The organism is Bacillus shivajii, from assembly GCF_020519665.1.
Classification (GTDB): domain Bacteria; phylum Bacillota; class Bacilli; order Bacillales; family Salisediminibacteriaceae; genus Bacillus_CA; species Bacillus_CA shivajii.
Map to the genome: position 1 here is coordinate 2,167,602 of NZ_CP084703.1, position 25,092 is coordinate 2,192,693.

At 36.3% G+C, this 25,092-nt stretch carries 25 protein-coding genes; 17 read left to right on the top strand and 8 right to left on the bottom strand.

What is annotated here, in order from left to right; all coding sequences use genetic code 11:
- The first annotated feature begins 69 nt into the window (after window positions 1-69).
- From LGQ02_RS10680 to LGQ02_RS10690, 3 genes are all read left to right on the top strand, one after another.
- A complete protein-coding gene (locus LGQ02_RS10680; protein WP_226518128.1) occupies window positions 70-492 on the top strand; it encodes a pyridoxamine 5'-phosphate oxidase family protein in 423 nt (140 codons plus the stop codon).
- A gap of 149 nt (window positions 493-641) precedes the next feature.
- Window positions 642-1,061 carry a DUF4395 domain-containing protein gene (locus LGQ02_RS10685; RefSeq protein WP_226518129.1) on the top strand — a complete coding sequence of 140 codons (420 nt, stop codon included), beginning with the start codon at window positions 642-644 and terminating at the stop codon, window positions 1,059-1,061.
- A gap of 24 nt (window positions 1,062-1,085) precedes the next feature.
- Window positions 1,086-1,982 (top strand): serine hydrolase domain-containing protein, encoded by an 897-nt coding sequence (locus tag LGQ02_RS10690; protein ID WP_226518130.1) that lies wholly within the window; start codon window positions 1,086-1,088, stop codon window positions 1,980-1,982.
- Between the two features lie 33 nt (window positions 1,983-2,015).
- Here LGQ02_RS10690 and LGQ02_RS10695 read toward each other — a convergent pair whose 3' ends face one another.
- On the bottom strand, window positions 2,016-2,633 hold the full coding sequence (locus LGQ02_RS10695) for a peroxiredoxin (RefSeq protein ID WP_226518288.1): 618 nt from the start codon (window positions 2,631-2,633) through the stop codon (window positions 2,016-2,018).
- 274 nt (window positions 2,634-2,907) lie between these two features.
- Here LGQ02_RS10695 and LGQ02_RS10700 point away from each other — a divergent pair, with 274 nt between their 5' ends.
- Complete coding sequence (locus tag LGQ02_RS10700; protein WP_226518131.1) at window positions 2,908-3,879, top strand: ring-cleaving dioxygenase; 972 nt, start codon at window positions 2,908-2,910, stop codon at window positions 3,877-3,879.
- 65 nt (window positions 3,880-3,944) lie between these two features.
- Here the strand turns inward: LGQ02_RS10700 and LGQ02_RS10705 are convergent, their stop codons facing one another.
- The gene (locus tag LGQ02_RS10705) at window positions 3,945-4,751 is read right to left on the bottom strand and encodes a LysM peptidoglycan-binding domain-containing protein (protein ID WP_226518132.1); all 807 of its coding nucleotides are present in this window, start codon (window positions 4,749-4,751) and stop codon (window positions 3,945-3,947) included.
- 188 nt (window positions 4,752-4,939) lie between these two features.
- On the opposite strand from LGQ02_RS10705, the gene LGQ02_RS10710 reads away from it, so the two are divergent.
- Complete coding sequence (locus LGQ02_RS10710; protein ID WP_226518133.1) at window positions 4,940-5,953, top strand: STAS domain-containing protein; 1,014 nt, start codon at window positions 4,940-4,942, stop codon at window positions 5,951-5,953.
- A 236-nt stretch (window positions 5,954-6,189) separates the two neighbouring features.
- Here the strand turns inward: LGQ02_RS10710 and LGQ02_RS10715 are convergent, their stop codons facing one another.
- The 3 genes from LGQ02_RS10715 to LGQ02_RS10725 form a co-directional block, all read right to left on the bottom strand.
- Window positions 6,190-6,720, bottom strand: coding sequence for an NADPH-dependent FMN reductase (locus LGQ02_RS10715; protein ID WP_226518134.1), 531 nt, complete (start codon window positions 6,718-6,720; stop codon window positions 6,190-6,192).
- 180 nt (window positions 6,721-6,900) lie between these two features.
- Window positions 6,901-7,563 carry a response regulator gene (locus LGQ02_RS10720; RefSeq protein ID WP_226518135.1) on the bottom strand — a complete coding sequence of 221 codons (663 nt, stop codon included), beginning with the start codon at window positions 7,561-7,563 and terminating at the stop codon, window positions 6,901-6,903.
- 28 nt (window positions 7,564-7,591) lie between these two features.
- Entirely contained in the window at window positions 7,592-8,692 is a 1,101-nt protein-coding gene (locus LGQ02_RS10725; RefSeq protein WP_226518136.1) for a GAF domain-containing sensor histidine kinase, read from the bottom strand.
- Window positions 8,693-8,801: 109 nt separating this feature from the next.
- On the opposite strand from LGQ02_RS10725, the gene LGQ02_RS10730 reads away from it, so the two are divergent.
- From LGQ02_RS10730 to LGQ02_RS10755, 6 genes are all read left to right on the top strand, one after another.
- Entirely contained in the window at window positions 8,802-9,683 is an 882-nt protein-coding gene (locus LGQ02_RS10730; protein ID WP_226518289.1) for a 5'-3' exonuclease, read from the top strand.
- A 326-nt stretch (window positions 9,684-10,009) separates the two neighbouring features.
- Window positions 10,010-11,497, top strand: coding sequence for a sodium/proline symporter PutP (putP, locus tag LGQ02_RS10735; protein WP_226518137.1), 1,488 nt, complete (start codon window positions 10,010-10,012; stop codon window positions 11,495-11,497).
- 283 nt (window positions 11,498-11,780) lie between these two features.
- Window positions 11,781-12,053, top strand: coding sequence for a YqhV family protein (locus LGQ02_RS10740; protein WP_226518138.1), 273 nt, complete (start codon window positions 11,781-11,783; stop codon window positions 12,051-12,053).
- Window positions 12,054-12,292: 239 nt separating this feature from the next.
- Entirely contained in the window at window positions 12,293-13,231 is a 939-nt protein-coding gene (locus tag LGQ02_RS10745) for a heme-dependent oxidative N-demethylase family protein (protein ID WP_226518139.1), read from the top strand.
- A gap of 13 nt (window positions 13,232-13,244) precedes the next feature.
- Window positions 13,245-13,697, top strand: coding sequence for a dimethylamine monooxygenase subunit DmmA family protein (locus tag LGQ02_RS10750; RefSeq protein ID WP_226518140.1), 453 nt, complete (start codon window positions 13,245-13,247; stop codon window positions 13,695-13,697).
- 17 nt (window positions 13,698-13,714) lie between these two features.
- The gene (locus tag LGQ02_RS10755) at window positions 13,715-14,668 is read left to right on the top strand and encodes a PDR/VanB family oxidoreductase (protein ID WP_226518141.1); all 954 of its coding nucleotides are present in this window, start codon (window positions 13,715-13,717) and stop codon (window positions 14,666-14,668) included.
- Here the strand turns inward: LGQ02_RS10755 and LGQ02_RS10760 are convergent.
- Window positions 14,665-14,838: a hypothetical protein gene (locus LGQ02_RS10760; protein WP_226518405.1), complete on the bottom strand. Its 174-nt coding sequence runs from the start codon at window positions 14,836-14,838 to the stop codon at window positions 14,665-14,667. The genes LGQ02_RS10755 and LGQ02_RS10760 overlap by 4 nt on opposite strands.
- Before the next feature lie 77 nt (window positions 14,839-14,915).
- On the opposite strand from LGQ02_RS10760, the gene LGQ02_RS10765 reads away from it, so the two are divergent.
- The 4 genes from LGQ02_RS10765 (at window position 14,916) to LGQ02_RS10780 (ending at window position 19,307) form a co-directional block, all read left to right on the top strand.
- A complete protein-coding gene (locus tag LGQ02_RS10765) occupies window positions 14,916-15,728 on the top strand; it encodes a cobalamin-binding protein (RefSeq protein WP_226518142.1) in 813 nt (270 codons plus the stop codon).
- Between the two features lie 763 nt (window positions 15,729-16,491).
- Window positions 16,492-17,472, top strand: a complete 981-nt coding sequence (uvsE, locus tag LGQ02_RS10770) for a UV DNA damage repair endonuclease UvsE (RefSeq protein ID WP_226518143.1) — start codon at window positions 16,492-16,494, stop codon at window positions 17,470-17,472.
- Between the two features lie 77 nt (window positions 17,473-17,549).
- Window positions 17,550-18,263, top strand: coding sequence for a TraR/DksA C4-type zinc finger protein (locus LGQ02_RS10775; protein ID WP_226518144.1), 714 nt, complete (start codon window positions 17,550-17,552; stop codon window positions 18,261-18,263).
- A gap of 126 nt (window positions 18,264-18,389) precedes the next feature.
- The gene (locus tag LGQ02_RS10780) at window positions 18,390-19,307 is read left to right on the top strand and encodes a YncE family protein (RefSeq protein WP_226518145.1); all 918 of its coding nucleotides are present in this window, start codon (window positions 18,390-18,392) and stop codon (window positions 19,305-19,307) included.
- Window positions 19,308-19,371: 64 nt separating this feature from the next.
- Here LGQ02_RS10780 and LGQ02_RS10785 read toward each other — a convergent pair whose 3' ends face one another.
- Window positions 19,372-20,565: an ISL3 family transposase gene (locus LGQ02_RS10785; RefSeq protein WP_226514668.1), complete on the bottom strand. Its 1,194-nt coding sequence runs from the start codon at window positions 20,563-20,565 to the stop codon at window positions 19,372-19,374.
- Between the two features lie 184 nt (window positions 20,566-20,749).
- The gene (typA, locus tag LGQ02_RS10790; protein WP_226518146.1) at window positions 20,750-22,591 is read right to left on the bottom strand and encodes a translational GTPase TypA; all 1,842 of its coding nucleotides are present in this window, start codon (window positions 22,589-22,591) and stop codon (window positions 20,750-20,752) included.
- Between the two features lie 877 nt (window positions 22,592-23,468).
- On the opposite strand from typA, the gene LGQ02_RS10795 reads away from it, so the two are divergent.
- Together LGQ02_RS10795 and LGQ02_RS10800 are read left to right on the top strand one after the other, a co-directional pair.
- Window positions 23,469-23,666 (top strand): cold-shock protein, encoded by a 198-nt coding sequence (locus LGQ02_RS10795; RefSeq protein ID WP_226518147.1) that lies wholly within the window; start codon window positions 23,469-23,471, stop codon window positions 23,664-23,666.
- A gap of 321 nt (window positions 23,667-23,987) precedes the next feature.
- Complete coding sequence (locus tag LGQ02_RS10800) at window positions 23,988-25,052, top strand: serine hydrolase domain-containing protein (RefSeq protein ID WP_226518148.1); 1,065 nt, start codon at window positions 23,988-23,990, stop codon at window positions 25,050-25,052.
- Window positions 25,053-25,092 lie beyond the last annotated feature (40 nt).

Below are 25,092 nucleotides of genomic sequence, written 5' to 3' on the forward strand. Positions count from 1 at the left end.
AACGTGATGAATCGTACATTGAACCTTCCTAGAACAGTCATACTAAAAAATGCAAAGGAGATGAATCAATTGAACGAACATGATGTGAAAGAGAAGATTTTAAATGTATTGGATAACCATCAAGTAGGTACACTTGCAACAGTTAGAAATGACCGACCACACTCTAGATACATGACGTTTTATCATGATGGGTTAATGTTGTATACGCCAACTGGAAAAGATACACACAAAGTCGAAGATATTGAAGAAAACCCTTACGTACATCTACTGTTAGGTTACGAAGGCGAGGGTTATGGTGATCGGTTTTTAGAAGTTGAAGGCAAGGCTGAAATTCGCGATGATGAAAAAACTAAAGAAAAGCTGTGGCATAAACGAATGGAAAATTGGTTTAACGGTCCAGATGATCCGAATTATATTGTCCTTCAAATTACCCCCTCCTTCATACGATTAATGAATGAGGACGAAAACTCTCCATACGTTTTAGAGCTGTAAAAGATCGAGGCAATCCACTTTGGGTTGCCTTTTAAAGTACAATTGAAAAGCAAACTAGATGGATCGGAATATCATCGTATTATTAGAACTTTTTAATGAAGTTTGATATAAATAAATAACAGAATAAGCATCTAGAAGGAGGTCATTATATGAAGGAGATTCCTATAACTTTAGTGCGAGCGAATCAAATTATGATGGTAATTCTCACTTTAGCATCCATTGTTACTCAAAACATATGGATACTCATATTAACCGCTATTTTCATATACTCCTCTTTAATTTTTGGTCCTAAGGCAAACGTCGCTTTTATCATTGCCAAGTCCATCACAAAGAAAGATTTATCTACAGACCATACCGAATCAGCTGTCCTTACGAGGTTTAACCAAACAATTGCTGCAAGCATAATCACAGTAGCAATAATTATTTATTTGTTAACAGGTCATTGGGTGACTTGGCTATTAGTAGCGATGGTAACAGTTGCTGCATCAGTCGCACTGATGGGATTTTGTGTCGGATGTTTTTTATATTACCAATTTAAGAAACAAACTTATAAATTAAAGTCGAAGTAGCTTTTTAGAAAGTAGGTAGTGAAGATGGGATTTCAACAATTTGAAACGCGCTTGAAGGAAAGTCCAGTAAAAACTTGCATTGTCGAACATGAAAATGAACGACTATATGAATATTCACAAAGCGACTCAATGAGAAAGCAAGTTCAAAGAGTGAATTCAATTACGAAAAGTGTTTTATCAATTTTATATGGCATTGCATTGAAAAGAGGGGATATCAATTCATTACAAACATCAATCGTGTCATATTTCCCAGAAGTCTCAAAAATCGATCCGAAAAAAGAGAAGATTACTCTTCATGATTTATTAACAATGCGCTCTGGAATCGATTGGCCAGGAAACGAAGGGATGAGAAGTAGTAATAATTGGATCGAGTATATTTTACATCGTCCGATGAGACAATCACCTGGTGAAGTAATGAAATACGCCTGTGGAAACTCACATTTACTAAGTGCAATCTTACAAAAACAAACAGGAATGAAAACATCAATTTACGCAGAAGAACATTTATTTTCTCCTTTAAATATTACAGAATATGAATGGGACGAAGATCCACAAGGGGTTATTACAGGTGGTTTTGGATTATATTTGAAAACAGAAGACTTACTCAAAATTGGCCAACTATATTTAAATAAAGGAACTTGGAATGGATTAGAAATTGTGTCTAAAGATTGGGTGGATGAATCCACTAAACCTTATACAGATACTAATGTTGGGAATCAACAATATTGTTATCATTGGTGGTACAGTCCATCAGGATCAAATGATCAACCAGCATTTTATTATGCAGCTGGAAACGGTGGTCAGTATATATTCATTGTTCCAGAAAAGCAATTAGTCACTGTATTTACGAGTGATTTTGAAAGAAAAGAAAGCATTAAACCTTTTCAATGGTTTGTCCGATTTGTTTTAAATAAGGTGTAAAAAGAAATGAGGGCTGTCAAAAGATCGACAGCCCTATATTCTTCCGATTTTGTTGGGATCCCTTGAAATACCTGGCATACCAGGGGTCCAATTTGCAGGGACACCGAGACCAGTTTCCCTTTCAAAATTCGCCCCTTCTATGACTCGTAATATTTCATATGCATTGCGGCCCACTTCAGCTGGATAAATCATTTTAGAAACAATTGTCCCTTCTGGATTCACAATAATGGTTGCTCGAAAAGTGGCACCTGTTTTCTCATCTAATACACGGTAAGCACGACTAATAAGTTGGTTGCGATCACTGACTAAAGGGTATTGAACTGTTCTAGCAGAGGGAGATGTTTCTTTAAAAACTTTGTGAGCATACACACTGTCAGTACTAATCCCAAATACTTCAGTGTTTCGCTCTCTTAATTGTGGGTAAATAGCAGCAACTGCTGCTAGTTCTGTCGGTCAAACGAACGTAAAGTCACTTGCATAAAAAAATAAAACGACCCATTTCCCACGTTGTTCTGATAAATCAACAGATGAAATATCGTTGTTTATTAATGCAGGTGCTGAAAAAAGTGGGGCGGGATCATCCCTTGTTGCTCGAAAAGGCTGATGGAATAATTCTGGGTTAGTCACATGTAGTTCTTTCTTATTGTACATATAGGCATCACCTTATTTGTAAGATCAAGATAGTATATGCACAAACGACTAAATGTGAAAATAAAGTAAATGAATTTTAAATGGTATAAAAACGATCTTCGTCTTTGTCATATTATATAAAGCATTTTTTATTAATCACTTGTAACCCGAGTAAGTGAAAATCGGTGACTGTAACGTTTTCCCGGTGCCAGGCACCAAAGTGCCAGATACCTTTTTCTTATCAAAAACAACAATCATTTAGAAATCAGCTCATTATCAAAAGGAGAGTATTCATATGACATTGAAGCCGTTAAAAGGTATTCATCACGTTTCTGCGATCACTGGAGATGCGGTGAAAAATTACGAATTCTATACAGAAACACTAGGAATGAGACTCGTGAAGAAAACGGTCAATCAAGATGATACATCGATGTACCACTTGTTTTATGCAGATGAAAGAGGAAACCCTGGAACAGATTTTACGTTTTTTGAAATTCCTCAAGCTGGTCGAACGTATCAGGGGACAAACTGTATTTCGAATACGTCATTACGAGTCAAAAATGACCAAACATTAACCTATTGGAAAGACCGATTCGAAAAATCAGGCGTAAATCATAAAGAGATTACTACGGAAAACGGAAGAGCAATCCTTCGTTTTGAAGATTTTGAAGGTCAACGAATGACACTCGTTTCTGACGAACAAACCCGGGGAGTAGCAGCTGGCCAACCGTGGGCGAAAAGTCCAGTACCAGGCGAAAATGGTATTACCGGCCTTGGACCAGTTACATTAACTGTGTCTCGTCCAGAGCGGACGGCTAAAGTTTTAACAGAAATTTTAACATTTAAAGAAGTAGCTTCCTTTGTAAATGAGGAAGGGAATGATGTTCTCGTTTTTGAAACTGGAGAAGGTGGAACTGGAGCGGAAGTCCATGTTGAAACGTTGAAAGATGCGCAAAGAGAAAGGCCCGGTAGAGGGAGTGTACATCACGTTGCGTTTCGCGTTGAGTCAGAAGAAGAATTAAAAAAATGGGTTCAATATTTTGATGAGAGCGGCATTCAAAGCTCAGGGTTTGTAGAGCGTTACTACTTTAAATCATTATACTTTAGAGAATCAAACGGAATCCTGTTTGAACTTGCAACAGATGGACCTGGTTTTGCTGTCGATGAGCCAATCGATAAACTTGGCGAGAGTTTAGCATTACCACCATATTTAGAAGATCAGAGAGAAACAATTGAGGCGAAATTAACCCCTTTAAAAACGAAATAAATCAAAAAGGCCACCGTAGTCGTTATAAACGTTCGGTGGCTTTTACGATGAATTTTTACGATTGTTTATTCATTAAAATACACCTTTATTTGAGTTAAGTCTTGAATACTACCGTCCTTCGCACTTCGAGTATAGACTTGTAAATAACCTTCATCTGTTGCAGGTTGCTCCTCTAAAGTAAGTGTCGTTTCAAATGGAGCATAAACTGGAGCAGCGTATTGTGCAGTCGTAAATTGTTCGCCTGTTAAACTATTCCCTTGTGCATCAATAACTTGCATTAGGACATTTGCTTCAAAAGCTCTAGCATAACCCGAGATGAAAACGTCGCTTTCAATGATATCTCCGGGTGAAGGAGCAAACACGGCTATATTTTGTGATGTTGGAAGCGGAATAATTAGTTTCAGTCCTTCATAAAGAACATCAGGTGAAATGCTAGGCCTATTTTGATTAGCTGTTAAAATTCCATCGATTGGAACACCTGTTCTCTCAGAAATAGATGCGATCGAATCCCCAGTCTGAACAAGGTAAATCATCACAGGCAATCTCAATGGCTGATAAGGAAAAATAAAATTAGGATTTTGTACACCTGATGTTATTCCAGCAATCATGTCTGGGTGCGACAAAAATCTTGTCGCGATTTGATACATTGTATCCCCTCGGTTTACAACATAAAGGACCTCATCTTTCCCTAAATAAGCATCCGATATGACTAATAATTGACCTGGATAGATGAGTCCTGGGTCTGTAAACGGAGGATATATGCCGTTTGATCGAACAATATCATCGACACTGCTATTATAACGATTGGCTAACGAATATAAGGTGTCACCATGTTCTACAGTGTGCAGGATATGAGTACCAGGTAATTTCAACGCTTTAACCCTCCTTTCTCTCATTCGCTATGTATATGCAAAAGTAGAACACATATCTCATACATTTACCGATTGCCATTTTTTGAATTTTTGAACAGTATGATGTTACACTAAATGAAGTCAATAAATTTCTTATGAATTCATCATGAGAAGTACGGTTTCGATATACATAGAGAGGGGAGAATCACATGAGCGAGAAGGTAGATAATCAATGTTCCCCACCATTGAGATGGGAAAAGGATGAAGGAACTTTAAAGTTCCATGGAGAGGATGCTATTCTCTTTTGGATTGACAATGCTATGAAATCATTTATCGACACGATCGAAGAAGTATCAGGGAATGCAGCTGCTAAAGTTGTTATGGATACCGCAGGGTTTCGGTTAGGAAGAATTGTAAGTGATTTCTTTAAAGGTGAAGATCCAGATAAAGTTTTATTATCACTCCCAGATACTTATGCAACTGCAGGATGGGGAAAACTAGAAGTTGTAACGATCGATGTTGAAAAAAAGACAGCATCAGTACGTATGCAAAATAGCTGGGAATTTAAAGTCAATCGTCTCCAAGGGAAAGATGGTTGCGGTGCATTTATTCCAGGACACTTTGCCGGTGTACTAACAGGACTTTTTGAAGAAAACATCGGATATGAAATTATACATAGTGAAGTAGAAGGGGCAGAATATGATGAGTTTCATTTTGCACCTTCATCAATTTCTCCTGTCCAAAACATTCATGATTATGCTAGGCAACAAGAGCAGGAAGAAATTCAAAAATTAGAATCAATGGTTGAACAAAGAACGAAAGAATTAACAAATTTAGTGAAGGAAATTTCATCTCCGATTATTCCAGTTCTTGATAATATTGTCGTAATTCCTTTATTAGGGAAGTTTGATCAGAGCCGTGCTGAAGACATGATGAAAACGACTCTCCATGAATTACCTCGTTTTCAAGCTTATTATTTAATATTAGATATGACTGGTATGGATAACAAAGTTGATGATTTTACGGTTTCATTAATCCAAAGCTTAACAAAAGCAGCTTCACTACTAGGAACAAAAAGTATTATTGTAGGTATTTCACCAGAACTAGGCATTAAAATGACAAAATCGGATTACGATTTATCCGGAATTGACTGTTTTTCAACGCTAAAACATGCCATTCATTTTGCACTCGCAGAAGACGGAAAAGAAGTAACATCGAAATAAGTGAAAAGACTAGTTTGTAACTATTACAGACTAGTCTTTTTGCTTTTATCTCATCACTTTATAGTTGTTTTTTATCTTAGGAGGGCGTGCTTAAAGTCTATATAAATTACGAATAAAGAGGTGAGCGTGTTCCTCGCTTGGATACACCCGAGTAAATAATAACACTCTCTGATTAACGTTAAGAAACTTTTTCGATACCGATTTTGTATGAAAGTGTGTTTTAAAGATACCCTTTATCATAATCCCATCACATCTTCAGAATAACCTGATTTGTCCAATGAGTTTTTCTTAACAAACGTGTCAATCAACGATGATAATTCGTTTATACATGCTTCTTCATTCCATATTGGTGCATCGATCACCAACTGTCGTGATTCAATATCAGCTTGTAATGCTCTCATAATCATTCGAAGCTGGTTCAAAGCATTAATACCACCTTTTCCTCCACCAGCAACGGATATCAAGAAAGTAGGTTTATCTTTAAAGAAACTTTTGTTTAAAAAATCTAAGGAATTTTTCAGAGATCCACTCATACCACCATGATATTCTGGTGTTATAACAATATAAGCATCTGCTTTTGATACTTTCTCTTTAAACTGGTTAACTATAGGATTATCAGCAGTATGAACTGAGTCATCAAAAAGTGGTAGCAAATATTCACTAAGGTCAAAATGATTTAAATGGTATTTGTTTGAAAGCCATTGGCCAACTTTACTAGATATCGAGCTCTTTCTCGGTGATCCACTAATTATTAACATGTTTTTCATTGATCTTCCGCCTTTCTTGTTCTCTTTGTTTATAGTATAAGCAAATCAAGAAATGACGGCGTCAGATTAGAAATGTATTTTCACTCAGCCAAGCACCTGAACTTTTATTACAACTAAAGTCGTAGAAATAAAAATACCCTTGCTTTATAACAAGGGTGGCAGTTTATATTGACGAGAAATTTAGGACATTTCGTTAGATTTATTCAAGCCATGTTTAACTGCAAAGAGGGCGGCTTGCGTACGGTCTTGAACAGGGAGTTTGGCGAAAACATTTGTAATGTGTGTTTTAACTGTCTTTTCCGTAATGAAGAGTGTTTCAGAAATTTCTTTGTTATTTTTGCCGTTAGCAATTTGGATTAATACTTCACGCTCGCGTTTAGTTAAGCTATCAATTGCAGAAGTTTCTTCATCTGTTGGTTTTTGTACTCGCTTTAATAAATGAGTAGCAACTTTCGGATCGATATCTTTCTTGCCTTCATAAACATTTTCAATTGCTGCTACTAAGTCATCGGGAGCAGTATCTTTAAGACAATAACCATCAGCACCTGCTTCTATCGCAGAAATGACATGGTCTTCGTCTTCAAAACTTGTTAAAATAAGAATTTTCACTTCAGGTGCTAACTTCTTCAGTTCTTTTGTTGTTGATACGCCATCCATAATAGGCATAGACAAATCTAGCAAAATAATGTCTGGCATTTTTTGGTTTGTTTTCAAAAGCTCTAGCAATTCTTTCCCATTTGCGGCTTCTCCAATGATGGAGAATTGTTTCTTTTTTTCTAAGAAAAATAGAAGGCCTTTTCTTACGACGTGATGATCATCGACAACAATAATATGAATGCTCAATCGTTTCACCTGCTTTACATGATATTTTTTAAAGTGGGATTGTAACGACCACAGTTGTTCCGAACCCTTCTTTACTCGATATTTGACATGTACCACCAATTAACTTTGATCTTTCCCTCATACTCATTAGCCCTACGCCATGATTGTTAGAACCAGTAAAACCATTGCCATTATCTTGTATTTTCATGATCCATTGTTCCTTTGTTTTTTTTATGGTTACGATGGGGTTCAAACAATTTGTATGTTTTTTTATGTTATTTAAAGCTTCTTGGGCAATGGTATAAAACGCACATTGCATATGTTCCGGGATTTCAAGCATATTTTCAATATTGATATCAATATCAAGCCCAATTTTCACCCCATATTTTTTAATAGAAGCTGGTAAATGATCGTATAAAACATCGGTTTTCAGTTGCCAAATTAATGATTTCATTTCACTTAAGGCGTCTTCAGACATATGTTGAATACTTTCTAAACTATTCAAAATTTCTTTATCATTTGTAAGAGATTTTGTCCCGTTTGCGACATACATGATTGTAAATAGCAACTGATTCACTTGGTCATGTAAATCACGTGCTAACCTGTTTCTTTCTTCAATTACAGTTAGCTTTTTTTCATTTTCGAACAGTTCGATTCTGTGAAGTGCACTTCCGATTTGAAATGCTACTGATTCCAATATAGATAATTCCTCATTCGTAAATTCCTTTTTGTTAGGTGAGGCTACATTTAATATCCCATACATGTTATCTCCTGCTCGTAATGGGATCGATGCGTGGTGTGTAATTCCTTCATTGTCTCCACGCTTAAACGTTATTGCATCTTCAATTCTTTTACATTCTATTATGTTTGTCGCTTCTTTTAATCTACCATCTTGGTACCTTTCAACACACCAACAATTACCCTCACACATAAAGCGTTTCTGATTAACGTTCAAGGCTTCCGGTAAGGATGACGAAGCTCCTAATTGTAATTGTCTTTCATCATTAAAAGTAAAGATCCAACCCGTTTGTAAATTTGTTAATGAAAGCAAGTGTTCAAGGACAGATTGAAGTAGAGACGTTTGATCAGTTTCTTTATTTAATTTTTCTGAAATCAATTTTAATAGATCTAGTTCTTTGATGTTTTTCATTACGTAAAACACTCCTTTTGAAGGAATACCTTTATACTACACGAAAAATGACTCGTTTGTGGTAAAATAACAATATTTGATGTGAACGAACATAAAAGGAGATTAAATGATGGAACAAAAATCACTATTACTAATCGATGGTTTTAACTTATTAAGTCGAGGCTATTTTGCAACTTCATTTGGAAAAAGTGACGATGAACTTCAAAAAAATAGCAAAGGGCAGTATGTGAATGGATTAAGAGTCTTTTTTCAGAAGCTTTTCAACTTAATTTCCGAGCACGATATTTCGCATGTAGCAGTTGCTTGGGATGTGAAAAGGGATGAAACAAAGCGAAGTCAAATGCATGAATTTTATAAAGCACAACGTAATGATTTACCAGAACCGTTGATCGAGCAATATCATACGTGTACGGAAGTACTTGAGCAAATGGGGATTAGCCAAATCACTGTCCCATCATACGAAGCAGATGATGTTATAGGTGCTCTTGCAACGAGGTGGAGTAATGAATACGAAGCTCCTTGTTATATTTACAGTAATGATAAAGATTTGTATCAACTATTAAATGAACATGTATCACAAATCCTTTCGATAAAAAAACAAGAGACCGTTTATACAATTAATCATTTTGAAGATGAATTTGGCATTGCTGCACATCAATGGGTAGACGTTAAAGCACTGTTAGGTGATAAAAGTGACAACATTCCAGGGTGTCCTGGTGTCGGAGAAAAATCAGCACTGCCATTAATCCAACAATATGGCTCTGTCGAAGATTTATATGAACAAATTGAAGAACTCGATCAAAAATTTAACCGTTATAAGAAAAAGCTCATTAATGGTAAGGAAACATCATTTATTAGTAAACAATTAGCACAAATTATTTGTGAAATCGATGAAATAGAACAGTTGTTATTTGATGAGTTAGCGTTTCACTTTAATGAAGATAAGGTACGACAAGGCTTAAATGAAATTGAATTAAAGATTCGGTTGTAAGTGTGGAAGGTATTTGTTTAGTTGATTTATTTATAACGGAATAGATAAGTGATAAAAGTGAGTGTCTCAAAACAAAAGTTTAGCAGACACTCACTTTTATATGTAGAATATTCTATATATTTTAAAAATAAAGATAAGTGTGTTACGGTAGGAAACAAAGTAAATAGGCCTATATTTGATGCTGGATTTATTAGATCACTTTTTCGAAGGGGGTGTATGAATGGGAGCGGGTTTAACAGGAGCTACAGCATTTTGGCTTTTTGGTCCGATGATCACACTCGTTATTTTATCAATCATAACATTCTTTACTGAAAGGAGAGAATAATTTGGATACAGCTACATTAGTTACGTTTATAGTTTATTTAGTTGGGTTATTAGTGATTGGTTTTATTGCTTATCGAACGACAAATAATTTATCAGATTATGTACTTGGAGGAAGGCGTTTAGGAGGAGGAGTGGCAGCGTTAAGTGCTGGTGCCTCTGATTTAAGTGGATGGGTCCTTTTAGGCCTACCAGGTGCGTTGTATGTTTCTGGTATGAGTGAAATGTGGATCGGTGTCGGTCTTGCGATAGGGGCATACATAAATTGGCAATTCGTTGCGAAACGTTTGCGAATTTATACAGAAGTTGCAGGTGACTCTATTACACTTCCAGACTTTTTTGAGAATCGATTTCATGATCGTTCAAAAATGTTAAGAGTAATTTCAGCGGTTTTCATCCTTCTATTTTTTGCTTTCTATACTTCAGCTGGACTTGTTGGCGGAGCTATATTATTTGAAAACTCATTTGGATTAACTTATACACAAGCATTATGGATTGGTGCAATTGTTATTATTTCTTATACATTTTTAGGCGGATTTCTAGCCGTCAGCTGGACGGACTTTATTCAAGGTTCACTGATGTTTTTAGCGATTATCGTTGTGCCGATTGTTGCCATTCAAAATATGGGGGGATGGTCGGAAACAGCAGGATTAATAGCGGAAATTGATCCTACACATTTGGATGCGTTTGCTGGCGCCACAACGATTGGGATTATCTCGTTAATGGCTTGGGGATTAGGTTATTTTGGTCAGCCTCATATTTTAACGCGTTTTATGGCCGTAAAATCATCAAAAGAGATCCCAAAAGCACGTTTAATTGGTATGATATGGCTAGTTATTGCTTTAACGGGAGCAATGTTTGTTGGCTTAGTCGGTATCGCCTATTTTGAAAACTTTACCGGATCTCCTTTACCTGATGGAGAAGTCGTCTTTATTATGTTTACCCAAGTTTTATTCCATCCAATTGTAGCGGGGATTCTATTAGCGGCGATTTTATCTGCGATCATGAGTACGATTGACTCCCAATTACTTGTTTCATCCAGTGCATTAACAGAGGATTTTTATAAAGCAATTTTCAGAAGAAGTGCAACTCAGACGGAGTTAGTTTGGGTCGGAAGATTTGGTGTTTTACTGATCGCACTCATAGCAATCTTTCTTGCATATAATCCTGAAAGTACAGTCCTTGAATTAGTAGCATATGCTTGGGCTGGTTTTGGTGCAACATTTGGGCCAGTAATCATTATGTCTTTATTCTGGCGTAGAATGACAAGAAATGGTGCAGTTGCAGGGATTTTATTAGGTGGTTTAACGGTTATTTTATGGGTGAATTTAGACACATTACTTGGATTAGAAGGCGGAATCTGGAGTCTATACGAAATTGTTCCTGGCTTTGTCTTTGGTGTCTTAGCCATTATCGTCGTTAGCTTATTAGATAAAGAGCCACCAAAAGATGTGACTGACCAATTTGACTCTGTAAAGTCGTTAAATAATTAATATGTTCCTAAAGGCTTAGCATTTGCTAAGCCTTTATTGTTTATTGCGCAATCTACGTTAGATGTGCCAAGTATGATGTACCAGGTAGAATTGTACCAGGTGGATTAATACCAGGTAGATTAATACCAGGTAAAATCCCACATACCATGACAAAACTAGTCTCCCTAAACAAAGAGATTACTAAATGACTAACCATTCTATAATAATTTTAGAATTGCTTTCCTTCCTCGTGCATACAATGTACAAGCTAATTGTTGCATCAGCGGGAAGGGAGGTAATATCAATGTTTCACCTCATAGAGAAAGTCATCTTAATTTTAGCAGGGATGCGTATATTTTCTGGGATGTTAGAGTTAACCGCTGGATTTTTAATATTAAAGTTTAATAGTGTAGAAAAAGCGATGATGGTCAACGCTTTTTTAGCTATTGCAGGACCAATCATTTTCATTACTAGCATGACATTAGGTGTTTTACATTTAACGGATAAACTTTCATTTACGAAAATGTTACTTATTATGATTGGTGTTGGTTTTATTTTGCTCGGGCTAAAAAAATAAATGGGGGTCTTATTTAGTGTTGCGCATTCATCATTCGTAGAGTTTTTAAAAAGCGTCCGTCTGAAGTGGAGGTCATGCTCATCATTCGGAATTTCCCATCTTATTTTGAATGATGAAATTGATTCATGTAGCTATAATACTCGCTTACCGGCGGGTTTTTATTATGGGAAAATTCCAAATAAAAAGATAAAATAATAAGATATGTTAAAATTGGATGGGAAGAATGAAGGGGGAAGACGATGACAACGATTCATCACATTCATAATTTTCCGTATCCGTTTGACGAACGAACAAACGGATACAACTATTCAAATAATACAGTACCTAAAAATAATAAACGAGTCGTTGCGGTGACGGGTCAATATAAAAATGAAATACAATTAAAAAGAACGTTAATTAATGATCATAAAGCGCGATGTTTTCAAGCTCTTCCACATACAACGGATGCTCAATTAGAAGTAGCGCAATTCATCATGAATGATTTAGTTGAAAATGATCCAAACAACTTTGTTATTAGTCAAAGTGAGAGTGAATGGACTTTTAACAATCAGCTTCTAAATGAAAAAGAACAATTTAAGATTATCACAACAGAAAACCCGCTACTTACAATCGGAAAACATGTCCAAGAAGATGTGATCATTATGTCAGAAAGAGATGGTGATATTTTCTTAGATGCCGCGCTTTTATGTTTTCCGTCAAATTGGTCATTGGCATTCAATTTAGGAATGAATTTTGAAGACATTCATAAGCCTATTCCGCAGTTTAAAAAGGACCATTTAGAACAAAAAATCAAAAGATTTCTCCTTCATTTGGAGCCAGGTATGCGATGGACACGTAAAAATTGGTCGTTAATGGCCGGTGACAAATTAGATACCCCTTTAGAGACGTTTCATGAATGGGGGAAAGAGAGATCGAATGTGACAACAGAAAATGTCGCCTCGTTCGTTCATATGCGAGTGGAAGATCAAGTGCTCGTAAGGCTTCCTAAAACAAATACGATTTTATTTACGATTCACACGTACTTAATGCCACTCAAAGCATTTTCGCAGTCAAAAGAAAAAGCAAAACAGTTTTTTGAAATTGTGCAAACATTACCTAAGGATATTACGGACTATAAGGGAATCTCATCTTATAAAAAGGAAGTATTACATTATTTACAGGAGTGTATGACGTATTAGGGAGATGGCCATTGTGCATGAAGCATTTACTTATATAAGTGGAAAAAGACATTATCTTTTATGTTCGGATCAAGGTGTAGAAGTGTTTAAAGATGTAACTTTGCATTTAATTAATGACAATCATTCATATGAGAGGATCACCAATGAGAGCTTGGATGCTGATTTAAAAGAGCATTTAGCCGATCAAAAAATTGGAACGTATCTATATGGTGCAGGTAGTGAGAGGTTTGTTAAAGAGCTTAAGAAATTGGCCTCAAGCATTGGATACTCTTATGAAGAGTCTCAATATTATATTTGTGATAAAACGGATAAGTACCGTATTTTTTGTGCTCATTGTCATGATATAAACGAGATGAAAAATAGTCAGCTCCTGCAGTGTACGAACTGTCAGCACCTGTTAAAAATAAGCCAACAATTTTCACGGTTTCATGATGCGTATTTAGGTGAAGTCATTCGTGGAAATTAGCGTAAGGGGGTAAGAGAGTGCATCAAGAACCTACGATTGATGTTAGAGTGATAGGAATCATTGATGAGACAAGCCGTGTAAAAAGATTTTTATTAGAAGGGGTCTCAGAAGAGCTGCCAGCTTTTAGTCCGGGTTCGCATATCATTACCTATGTTGGTGATCATAACGAAACATTTGAACGGAGGTATTCCCTTACAACCTATTCTCATCAAGGGAATGTTTACGAAATTGTCATCCAGAAAAACACCTCAAGTACAGGTGGGTCTATCTATTGGCATGATCAAGTAAAGGTTGGGAAAACACTGAAGATTAGTTATCCGAAAAAATACTTTCCGTTAAGCTTTCGAGCGAAAAAACATATTTTTTATGCTGGTGGAATAGGGATTACTCCTTTTTTATCAATGATGGAGTATTTGAAAGAGAAGAACATCCCATTTGAATTACACTACACATCAAAGTCAAAGGATGATTGTCCTTTTTATGATGAAATTCATGAGAAATACATACGAGAGACGACCTTTTATTTTACAAAAGAAAAACAGGAACGATTACATGTAGAACATTTGCTAGAGCATCGTATTGGAACGCACGTATACTTTTGCGGCCCTTCTCAAATGGTTGATGCGTTCGCTTCCTTTGCAGTAAAGCTTGGCTATCCAAAAGGCAGTCTTCATTATGAACGGTTTGTAATGAACACCATTTCAGATGCGAAGGCGTTTACTGTTTGTGTGAAAGATAAACAAATTTATGTTCCGAAAACGAAGTCATTATTAGAGACTTTGCAAGAAAATGGGAATAACGTACAAAGCTCATGTAAAATTGGTAGGTGTGGAACGTGTGAAGTGAAAGTAACAGAAGGTGAAGTTGAACACCTTGATGCCTTTTATACTGAAGAGGAGAAAGGGCGGAATGATGTAATGTTGACATGTGTGTCACGTGCCAAGTCTGACCGATTACGCATAGACATTTAATCTTCTTTCTCCATGAGTTTTTTCACTTGTTCTTTCGGTTCCCAGCAGTTGAATTCGTACGTAGGTTTTGTCTCGTAACCTAGACGGCTGCAATAGTAAGTCATACGTTCTTTTGTTTTTTGGGCTCTAAAATGAATACATGTTGCACAGCAATGGAATTTTTTCATCATGAACTCCTTTCTTATTGCCATTATAGAAGTCGACTTTCAAACTGTAAACATAAAATTGAATGTTGAGGAGATATAAAATGAAATTAATATCAATTTGTCCAAGTAATACTGAGCTCGTTCACTATTTAGGCTTAACAGATCAGCTAATTGCCGTCGATGATTATTCTGATTGGCCGAATGAAGTAAAACAACTGCCGCGAGTTGGGCCAGATTTAAATATCGACATGGATCACGTAGAATCTTTAAAGCCAGATCTTGTGTTAGCGTCACTTACGGTTCCTGGTATGGAAAAAAACATTGATCAACTTGAGAAGCGAGGAATTCCATATAAAATTGTTCCTAACCCAAAGACGTTTGCAGATATTGGGTATTCTCTGACGCTTGTTGGGGAATGGACGAATGTTCGTGAACAAGCAATAAAAGTCAAAGAAAAATATTTTAACATCATCGAGCAATACAAAGAATTAAGTAAGAACGTACAACATCCAAAACAGCTGTACTGGGAATGGTGGCCGAAGCCGATTTTTACTCCAGGTCGTGCAAATTGGCTAACCGAAATGTCTGATCTTGCAGGTGGACAAAACGTATTTGCTACTTATAAAGAAGCAAGTGTCCAGACAGATTGGGAAGAAGTGATTGAAAAAAATCCGGATGTTGTTTGTTTAGTGTGGGTAGGTGTTCAACAAGATAAAGTTAAGACTGACATAGTACGAAAACGCCAACAATCAGGGGATGTAAAGGCAATTTCTCATAATGAAATTTATGTATTAGAAGAGCCATTTTTTTGTCGGCCTTCACCACGGTTGTTAATCGGGTTAATGAAGATCGCTCATCTCCTTCACCCTCATATTTATCCAAAGTATGAGGAAGGTTACGATCCATTAAAGTAGTTCCGTTTAAATCCTTAACCTCTTAAAAATTGATGACAGCTTATCTTAAAAATAAAACTATGATAAAAGAGGTTTTCTTAGGATACAAGTGAACAAGTTATTAGATCTAGAAGCAGTAGAAATACACGTAGACTCCGGCGGGAACAGCGCGAGATGAAGATCCACTTTGGAAAGAAATGAATTTTTCTTTCCAAAGTTAGCTGAAGCCGTGCCCGCGGAAAGCGAAGTGTATTTCTACTGCGACACAAATCAAAATATAAAACCAAATTTTGGGAGGTACTCCTCTTTTCCTTTAAAACCCTAACTCAAGCGCTGAGATTTATATATGATACAAAGCTCTATTGACATTGACTTTATAACTCGAAGAAGTGATAGGCGGGGATTGATAAATTGTATCCGTCAAAAATCCGAAGACTCCAGCGGGAAAAGCAATAGGCGAAGATCCAACAGGGCTTTGGGCCTGTTTAGCTGAGGCATTGCCCGCGGAAAGCGAAGGGATTTTTGAACGGATATAATACCTTATTCAATGCCGTCAAAGAACATGGTTTGTTTTATGGCGCACTTGTATCATGAGGAGAAAGCGTCCGCCTGTAAACGAATTCGAGTGATTATCTTCATTAAAATCACAATAAAAAGGCAACATGTAAAACTAAATGTTAGACGTGTTAACAGTTCTATTGTATTTCTTTTTTTGTACATAGAAAACACGTATGAAGAAAAAATAACGGTGTAACTCTATGGACAAAGGGAGAAGGAAATTAATATGACATTAGTGAGACTTGGGTATGTAGCAATGAGTGTCGAACTGAAGAATAGTTCGCCATCACAAACGATGACATATACACAATTTGAAAATTATAATAATCATGAAGCGGCTGTTCGGAAATTAGAACGGATTGCATTATCAAACCTTGATAATTGTTTGCGATTACTAAAACATAGTGTTGCACATGATGTGACATTTTTCCGACTCAGTTCAAAGCTAGTTCCACTTGCGACACATGAAGAATTAAAGGGATGGAATTACTTAGAGCCATTAAAAGGAAAATTAGCTGAGATCGGTGAGTTTATTCATAAGCATGACATGCGCGTTGACTTTCACCCAGATCATTTTGTGCTTTTAAACTCACCAAAAAAAAATGTCTTAACAGACTCATTAAAAACATTAAAATTGCATTTGCAATTATTAAGAGGAATGTCTATTAACCATACTCACCGTTGTGTTATGCACATTGGTGGTAGCTACAAAGATAAAGAATCAGCATTAGAGCGGTTTATTGAAAATTGGTCTTACGTTCCGCAAATGATCCAACAAACCATCATGCTGGAAAATGATGATAAAACGTTTCATTTAAATGACACATTGTATTTATGTGAGAAACTTGGTATCCCATGCGTCTTTGATTATCACCATCATTTAGCAAATCATGAAGATGAAAATTGGGAGAAAGAGTGGGAGCGGGTAGTTCAGACGTGGGCTGAATCACCACTTCCGGTAAAAATGCACATATCTAGTCCTAAATCGGAATCGAGCTTTCGAAGCCATGCGGATCATATAGATACGGACATGTTTTTGACGTTTTTAAAAGAAATCGCTGGAAGTGTTCCACAAATCGATTGTATGATTGAAGCAAAACAAAAAGATCATGCTCTTTTTCAGCTCATGAAAAACTTGAAACAAAGAGAAGATATTGAAATCGTTAATAACTCAAGTTTTATACTTAAACATTCTAAATGGGTTTAACTTGTAAAGCTGGCAACATGTATTGAGGGAATTTATTAAGCACCTCCATATACTAAGACTGAACTGGAGGTGTTGTTTTGTTAAACCAAGAACAGTTAAACGAAATGAAAGAAGAATTAATACAAGAACGAGATGCGTTAAAACAAAGGATAAATGACGATCATTTTGATTTAGAACGAGCACACAGTCAAGAGACTGTCGGAGAATTATCGAATTATGATAACCATCCTGGTGATGGAGGTACTGAGTTATACGAGCGAGAAAAAGATATATCGTTAGAAGAACACGCTGAACAATATTTAAAACAAATAAATGATGCATTAACAGCCATGGAAAAAGGTGAATATGGTCTTTGTGAAGTGTGTGGTTCTGACATCCCTTACGAAAGACTTGAGGTCATTCCAGCGACAAAGCGATGTATTGAGCACGCAGAACACCGTGTTTCACACGATCGCCCCGTAGAAGAAGAAGTTTTGAAACCACCTTCCGGGAAGTTTAAGTATGACGATAGTAAAGATGAAGAAACATTTTATGATTCTGAGGATGCTATACAAGAAGTCAGCCAATACGGATCGTCAGATACACCTTCTGACCTAGCTGATACAGAAAAGGATTATAATCAAATGTTTGATGAATCAAATGAAAACATTGGCTATGTCGAAGAAGTGGAAAATATCCTTACATCTGATATTTACGGTCATTATTCGGGTGTATCAGTCGATCATAATAAATATGAAGATTATTTAGAAGAAAGCCAACTATCTTCTAACATCGACACTGAAGACACTTAATAGTGGAAACAAAAATGACTCTTTGCTTGTAATCATTTTACAAGAGAGAGTCTTTTTTGTTTCGGTATACGAAATAAAGTGAATTGTGTTATGATTAGTCTGAAAAATCAGAGGAGGTAAATAATTATGAAAGATTACTTAATTGTATTAAACAAAGATGAGGATACGGTGTCAATTGTTGATACGGAAACGAAGGAAGTCATTAAAACGGTTGAAACAAGCTATAACCCACATGAGGTTGTTGTCACCTTGGACGGAAAGAAAACGTATATTGCATGCTCTTTAGGGAACAAAGTCGATATAATGGATAATGAAAGCTTTGAAATTGTTAAACGTATAGAACATCCTGACTTTAACTTTCCGCATGGTGTTGGACTTACTAATGACGGCAAGAAATTATATTTAGCATCTACATATAGTGAAAAGGTGTTTATTATTAATACAGACACAGATGAAATTGAAAAAGTATTACCGACATACCAAGATAAATCACATATGGTCTCTTTTTCTCCAAATGGAGAGAAGGTTTATGTACCGAATATCGGTAGTAATAATATTTCTGTTATTGACACGAAAACAGAGGAGGTCATCAATCACTTCCCTGTAGGGCCAGGACCGGAAGGAATTGCTGTTCATCCAAAGGGGAAAGAATTATATGTGGCAAACCAAGGGGATGACACACTTTATGTGATCGATACAGAAACATTAGAGGTATTACATAAACGAAGAGTAGGTGGAACACCAGTAAGACTTTTGTTTACTCCTGACGGAAAGTATGCCTTAGTTGCAAACCGCGAATCAGGTGACGTATCGATTATTGAAACAGAGCATGAATTAAAAGGAATGGTAAGACCATGGGAAGTAAAACGTTTAAGAGTAGGTGTTTGGGCAGGAGGAATTGTATTAGATCCTGAAGGAAAGTATGCTTATGTGGCGAATAATAAAACAAATGACGTATCTGTTATTAATATGACAACATTAAAGGAAGAAGAGCGCTTTGATGTTGGAATCCATCCAGATGGGATCGCATACTTAAGATTGTAAATAAAAATGGCTCTCTGTCAATTGTTGTGGTGCAGAAATTCCCAATTCTCTCTACCCATGCGGTTTAAACCGCATGGGATCTAACCATTTGTCTCCACAAAATCTTCATTCGTAATCTCTCAAAGCTTTTAATTCCATATGACATCCTCTTCGTTACTTTCGTTGTATTATTCACACCTTCAATGTAGCCATTGTTATAAGGATACATAAACGATTGGAGGATCTCTGTTTGCCATCTCTTAAACATTTTTACTACCCTTTGAAATGAAGGAATGCCGGACTCTTCCACAAAGGTATACCATGCTTCTAAACCAACTTTCGCATTCTCTGGTGTACTCTGTTTAAACCATTGGTCTAGCGCATTTTTCACTTCATATGCCTGTCTTAACTGTGGGTGTGCTTGTAATAGCTTTTCTACCTTCGCTTTGCCTTTCTCATCAAGCTTTTCAGGTGACTTCCATAAGAGTTCTTTACATCGTTTAAGCTTAATACGAGGGTCTTTTTGTAACTCATTCTGTAGTTCACGTCGCACTTCATCAAATGCCCAGTACCCGTGACGCATGAAATGAAACCGATCAGCTATGATTAGTGGACTCCCTAATTGTCTACGTACTGCTTCTTTAAATGCTTTGGATAAGTCTATAACAACGATCTCTACCTTACCGGTGTCGCATTCTTTAAAGTAATTTTCAATCGTTTTCACTTTTCGATCCGGTAATATATCAATGATATGTCGATTTTCTACATCAACGATCACAGTTTGGTACTTTTCTTTACCTGCATCTCCCTTAAACTCATCAATCGCAATCGCTCTTGGAAGGACTTTGTTTACAGTTATCTTCCGTTTGTCAAATAGGCGGAGGTAACGATTCGTACTCATTCCTGAGATTCTAGCTGCGTGTGTAAAACTCATTTCAGAACATAAGGATAACGCTTCTTGAGCAAGCATTGATGTATGTCGTTGGTATTTATCTAGAAAAGATAACTTCTCAAAAAATGCATGGCCACAGTTCATACAACGATATCTGCGTTTCCTTAATTGTAAGTAAACCTTTTTCTCTGCTATCTGAGCTCCTTGAATCGATTGCATTCTATATCCATGGATTCGCTTTGTCTTCTCTTTACATTTTGGGCACTTTTGTTTTCGGACTTCGCTATGAAGTTCAAACCAAAAGCACTGTTCTTCTTCTCCTGAATCAAATACGAATACATGCTTGTCTTTAATCCCTAATAACTTTGTGATAAAATCTAGTTGCACCTTAATTCTCTCCTTGTTTCTTTTTGTGTGGTAACTCAAGGTTAACAAAAAGAGAGAATTGGGTGCTATTTTTTTGTCTTTTTTTAGATCAAAGAGAAACATTGATCCGATAAGGGTGACCACAACATTCAGTATAGAACCAATAAAAATGCTTCGCAGCGATAAACTGCGAAGCATTTTTGATCTATTGGTTTTGTTTTGCTAATTTTTTACGCTTTTCTTCACGCTCTCTGAAGCTCTTCTCAAGAATCTTTTTACGTAAACGAATTGATTGAGGTGTTACTTCACAATATTCATCGTCATTTAAGAATTCTAATGCTTCTTCTAATGTTAAGATTCTTGGACGTTTCATCGTTACAGTGCTTTCTTTTGTAGCAGATCGAATATTTGTTTGTTGCTTCATTTTTGTAATGTTTACCGTTAAGTCATTATCGCGGTTATGTTCGCCAACGATCATACCTTCGTAAATTTCTGTACCAGGCTCAAGAAATAATGTTCCACGATCTTCAACTTGTAACATCCCATATGGAGTTGCTTTACCTGTTTCCATGGAGACAAGTACACCTTGGCGTCTGCCACCAACATGTCCTTCAGCAACAGGACGGTATCCATCGAACGAATGATTTAGAATACCGTAACCTTTTGTTTGAGCCATGAATTCAGTGGAGTAACCAATTAGCCCTCGAGAAGGAACGATAAACTCCATACGTACTTGACCGTCCCCTTTATTAACCATATCCATCATTTCACCTTTACGCTCACCTAAAGATTCCATGACAGCACCTGTATAGTCATCAGGAACATCAACTTGTGCACGTTCAACTGGTTCACAAAGAACACCATCAACGTCTTTAATAATAACTTCAGGTTTTGACACTTGTAATTCATAACCTTCACGACGTAAGTTTTCAATTAAAATCGATAAGTGAAGCTCACCACGACCAGATACTTTCCATACATCTGGAGAGCTTGTATTTTCAACACGGAGACTAACGTCAGTTTCAAGCTGTGTTTTAAGGCGTTCTTCAATTTTTCGGCTTGTTACATAATCTCCTTCACGACCTGCAAAAGGACTGTTATTCACTAAGAATGTCATTTGTAATGTCGGTTCATCAATTCGAACTGGTTCCATCGGATCTTGATGGTCGACAGGGCAAATGGTATCTCCAACCATAATGTCCTCAACGCCAGTGATTGCAATTAAGTCACCAGCTTTTGCTTCTTCAATTTCTAATTTCTTTAGACCTAAGAAGCCAAAAAGTTTATTTACACGGAAGTTTTTCACTGTCCCATCACTTTTAATAAGTGTAGCTTGGTCACCAGTGCGAATCGTACCACGGAAAACACGACCTACACCAATTCGGCCAAGGTAATCGTTATAATCCAACATTGTTACTTGGAACTGGTACGGTTCTTCACTATTATCGACGGGTGCAGGTACACTTTCAATAATCGTATCGAACAATACTGTCATATCTTCATCTTGCTTTTCTGCATCGTTACTTGCTGTACCTTTAATTGCAGAAGCATATACAACAGGGAAGTCAAGTTGATCTTCGTCAGCACCTAACTCAATAAATAAATCTAATACTTCATCAACAACTTCTTCTGGTCTTGCCATTTCACGGTCAATTTTATTTAAAACAACGACAGGTGTTAACTTTTGTTCTAACGCTTTCTTTAATACAAAACGAGTTTGCGGCATACAACCTTCATATGCATCCACAACAAGTAACACACCATCCACCATTTTTAAAATACGTTCTACTTCTCCGCCGAAATCAGCATGTCCAGGTGTGTCCATAATATTGATTCTCTTGTCACCGTAATTTACAGCAGTATTTTTCGCTAAAATCGTAATACCGCGTTCTTTTTCTATATCATTGTTATCCATTGCACGTTCGTCAACTTGTTCATTCTCACGAAAAGTACCTGATTGTTGTAAAAGCTGGTCAACTAACGTAGTTTTTCCGTGGTCAACGTGAGCAATGATTGCAATATTTCTTAAGTCTGATCTTTTATTCATTCGGTATTAATCTCTCCTATCTAAATCGTCCAATTTTTCATCAACTTGTCAATTATAGCATAAAGTAAGAAAATGGACACAATTTGTTTTATCTTCTTTAAGTATCAGGCAAAAAAAGCAGGTTCTTACTATATAAATGTCTTTAAAAAGCATCATCATATTCATATTATGAGCAAGTTTCACTCATTCTTATTATTACTGGCAGAGAAAAAGGCAAAAGACGGCGACTCCCGGAGGATCAGAGCAGAATGAAGATCCACTTAGGCGAAGAGTTGTCGAGCCTAAGTTAGCTGAAGACAAGCCCTAGGGAAAGCGTCCGTCTGAAGTTGACGTTCACACTCATCATTCGGTATATCGCATCATACTTTGAGTTATGAAATTCATTCAATAAAATCAATTTTGAATTTGTTTCAAACAAATAATTTCTAAACTTCATCAATAAATATTTTAAGAAATCATGTATAACTTATGATAAATAGTACATAATAATTGTCAGCATAACAAAAATATAAAGCACAACCATTTAACGATCGTTAATAAAATAGTTTGCTTCATTCATCATCACTTTGGAAGAGGTGTTTTCTAAAGGCTTTTTAATTCGTCTAAAAGTTCATAACCATTGCCTATAAAAGGCAGGATGAAGAGGAGTCGTATGTAAATGTAATGATGAATTGAAGCAACCTTCATATGAAAAAAATTTTAAAGAAAATAATGTAGCTTTTTATTTTTGATTATGCTATACTAAGTTTAACTTATTGATGTTCGGGTATGAGTGAGGGAAGAAATAACTTTTGCGAGTGAGTTTCATCTTGAATGAGTATGAGAGCAAAAAAAGTAATACAAAGTGGGAAAAACCCACACAGGAGGAAAAAAGATTATGACTCAAGGTACAGTAAAATGGTTTAACGCAGAAAAAGGTTTTGGATTTATCGAAGTTGAAGGTCAAGACGATGTATTCGTACACTTCTCAGCTATTCAAGGTGAAGGATTCAAAACATTAGAAGAAGGCCAAGCAGTTAGTTTTGACATTGAGCAAGGTCAACGTGGACCACAAGCTGCAAACGTTCAAAAATAATTGAACAAGAAAGACCCTTTCTAAATTAGAAAGGGTCTTTTTTTATATCTTAAGAATTTTTTAACTTTGCTAAAGGATTAACGTTATAACTGATCCTGCACCGCTATGCTTGCTCGTCGAAGGTGAAGAGTACAAAGTATCTCTTTAGCGATAAGCCAAGATTTGCTTAATATTTAAAATAGATTCTTTTTCAAACACGATCGATTCTCTTGTCTATAATACATACATATGATAAGTTAACATGAAACATTGATGGACTTGAAATCAAACATTTGCTTTCATACAAAGATATAAGGAAAGAGGATAAGAAAGGGTTTTTCCGTGAGTAAGAAAGGCATCGTATTTTCAATTTTTACAGGTTGGTTTCTATTTGCAGGAGTGTTTGCATTTATGATGAAATCTCCACAAAGTATCATTTTGTCGAATTGGGAATTTCATGATTCACCAGAAGATATAGGTTGGTCAACAGAAAAACTTAATGAAGCACAAGAATATTTTCGCTCGTTGAATTCCACTGCTGCAATAGCTATATATGACGGAAAAGTACTTTTTTCATGGGGGAATGTTGCCAAAAATACGAATGCACATTCTGTACGAAAAAGTTTTTTAAGCAGTTTATATGGCATATATGAAGAAAAAGGCGATATTTCACTTGAGGCAAATTTAACTGAATTAGGTATTGATGATCGGAATTCGTTAACGGCTTTTGAAAAGATGGCAACAGTATCTGATTTATTACGTTCTAGCTCAGGGGTCTATCATCCTGCAGGTGAAGAATCATGGACAATGCAGCGCGCTAGGCCGCACCGTGGAAGCCATCAGCCTGGAACAAATTTTTATTATAATAATTGGGACTTTAACGTATTAGGAACAATATTCAATAACCAAACAGAGTCTGATTTATTTGAAGAGTTTTATCATAAAATTGCGACCCCTATAGAGATGGAGGATTTCGCATTAAATTTCACTCATTATAAAAGTGAAATGAGAAAATCCATTCACCCTTCCTATCTTTTTCAAGTTTCTGCAAGAGACATGGCTCGAGTTGGTCAACTCTATTTACAAAATGGAAAATGGAACGGAGAACAAATTATTCCAGAAGAGTGGATCAAAATTAGTACACAGCCTCATGCAGAAGTCGACCATAACGATGTGTATGATTATGGATATATGTGGTGGGTTGCTACAGAAGGACCTTTTGCAGATTTAAATATGTACTCTGCAATAGGGAGGTATGGGCAGTCAATCGATATCATCCCTGACATGGATTTAGTATTTGTGCATCGTGTTGATTCTAATGCTATGACGTTCGGTTTATTTCGAAGAGGGGTGGACCAAGAAAAAAGGTTAACGCTTCTTGAGAAGGTTATCGATGCAAAAAAATAAGGGCAACATATGAAAATGGGCTGCTAAACGCAGCCCATCA

What these genes read in the sequence shown, in the direction of transcription:
- LGQ02_RS10685 (WP_226518129.1), top strand. Translation starts at nt 642, where the DNA reads ATGAAGGAGATTCCTATAACTTTAGTGCGAGCGAATCAAATTATGATG.
- LGQ02_RS10690 (WP_226518130.1), top strand. Translation starts at nt 1,086, where the DNA reads ATGGGATTTCAACAATTTGAAACGCGCTTGAAGGAAAGTCCAGTAAAA.
- LGQ02_RS10700 (WP_226518131.1), top strand. Translation starts at nt 2,908, where the DNA reads ATGACATTGAAGCCGTTAAAAGGTATTCATCACGTTTCTGCGATCACT.
- LGQ02_RS10710 (WP_226518133.1), top strand. Translation starts at nt 4,940, where the DNA reads ATGAGCGAGAAGGTAGATAATCAATGTTCCCCACCATTGAGATGGGAA.
- LGQ02_RS10715 (WP_226518134.1), bottom strand. Translation starts at nt 6,720, where the DNA reads ATGAAAAACATGTTAATAATTAGTGGATCACCGAGAAAGAGCTCGATA.
- LGQ02_RS10725 (WP_226518136.1), bottom strand. Translation starts at nt 8,692, where the DNA reads ATGAAAAACATCAAAGAACTAGATCTATTAAAATTGATTTCAGAAAAA.
- LGQ02_RS10730 (WP_226518289.1), top strand. Translation starts at nt 8,802, where the DNA reads ATGGAACAAAAATCACTATTACTAATCGATGGTTTTAACTTATTAAGT.
- LGQ02_RS10740 (WP_226518138.1), top strand. Translation starts at nt 11,781, where the DNA reads ATGTTTCACCTCATAGAGAAAGTCATCTTAATTTTAGCAGGGATGCGT.
- LGQ02_RS10745 (WP_226518139.1), top strand. Translation starts at nt 12,293, where the DNA reads ATGACAACGATTCATCACATTCATAATTTTCCGTATCCGTTTGACGAA.
- LGQ02_RS10760 (WP_226518405.1), bottom strand. Translation starts at nt 14,838, where the DNA reads ATGATGAAAAAATTCCATTGCTGTGCAACATGTATTCATTTTAGAGCC.
- LGQ02_RS10765 (WP_226518142.1), top strand. Translation starts at nt 14,916, where the DNA reads ATGAAATTAATATCAATTTGTCCAAGTAATACTGAGCTCGTTCACTAT.
- uvsE (WP_226518143.1), top strand. Translation starts at nt 16,492, where the DNA reads ATGACATTAGTGAGACTTGGGTATGTAGCAATGAGTGTCGAACTGAAG.
- LGQ02_RS10780 (WP_226518145.1), top strand. Translation starts at nt 18,390, where the DNA reads ATGAAAGATTACTTAATTGTATTAAACAAAGATGAGGATACGGTGTCA.
- typA (WP_226518146.1), bottom strand. Translation starts at nt 22,591, where the DNA reads ATGAATAAAAGATCAGACTTAAGAAATATTGCAATCATTGCTCACGTT.
- LGQ02_RS10795 (WP_226518147.1), top strand. Translation starts at nt 23,469, where the DNA reads ATGACTCAAGGTACAGTAAAATGGTTTAACGCAGAAAAAGGTTTTGGA.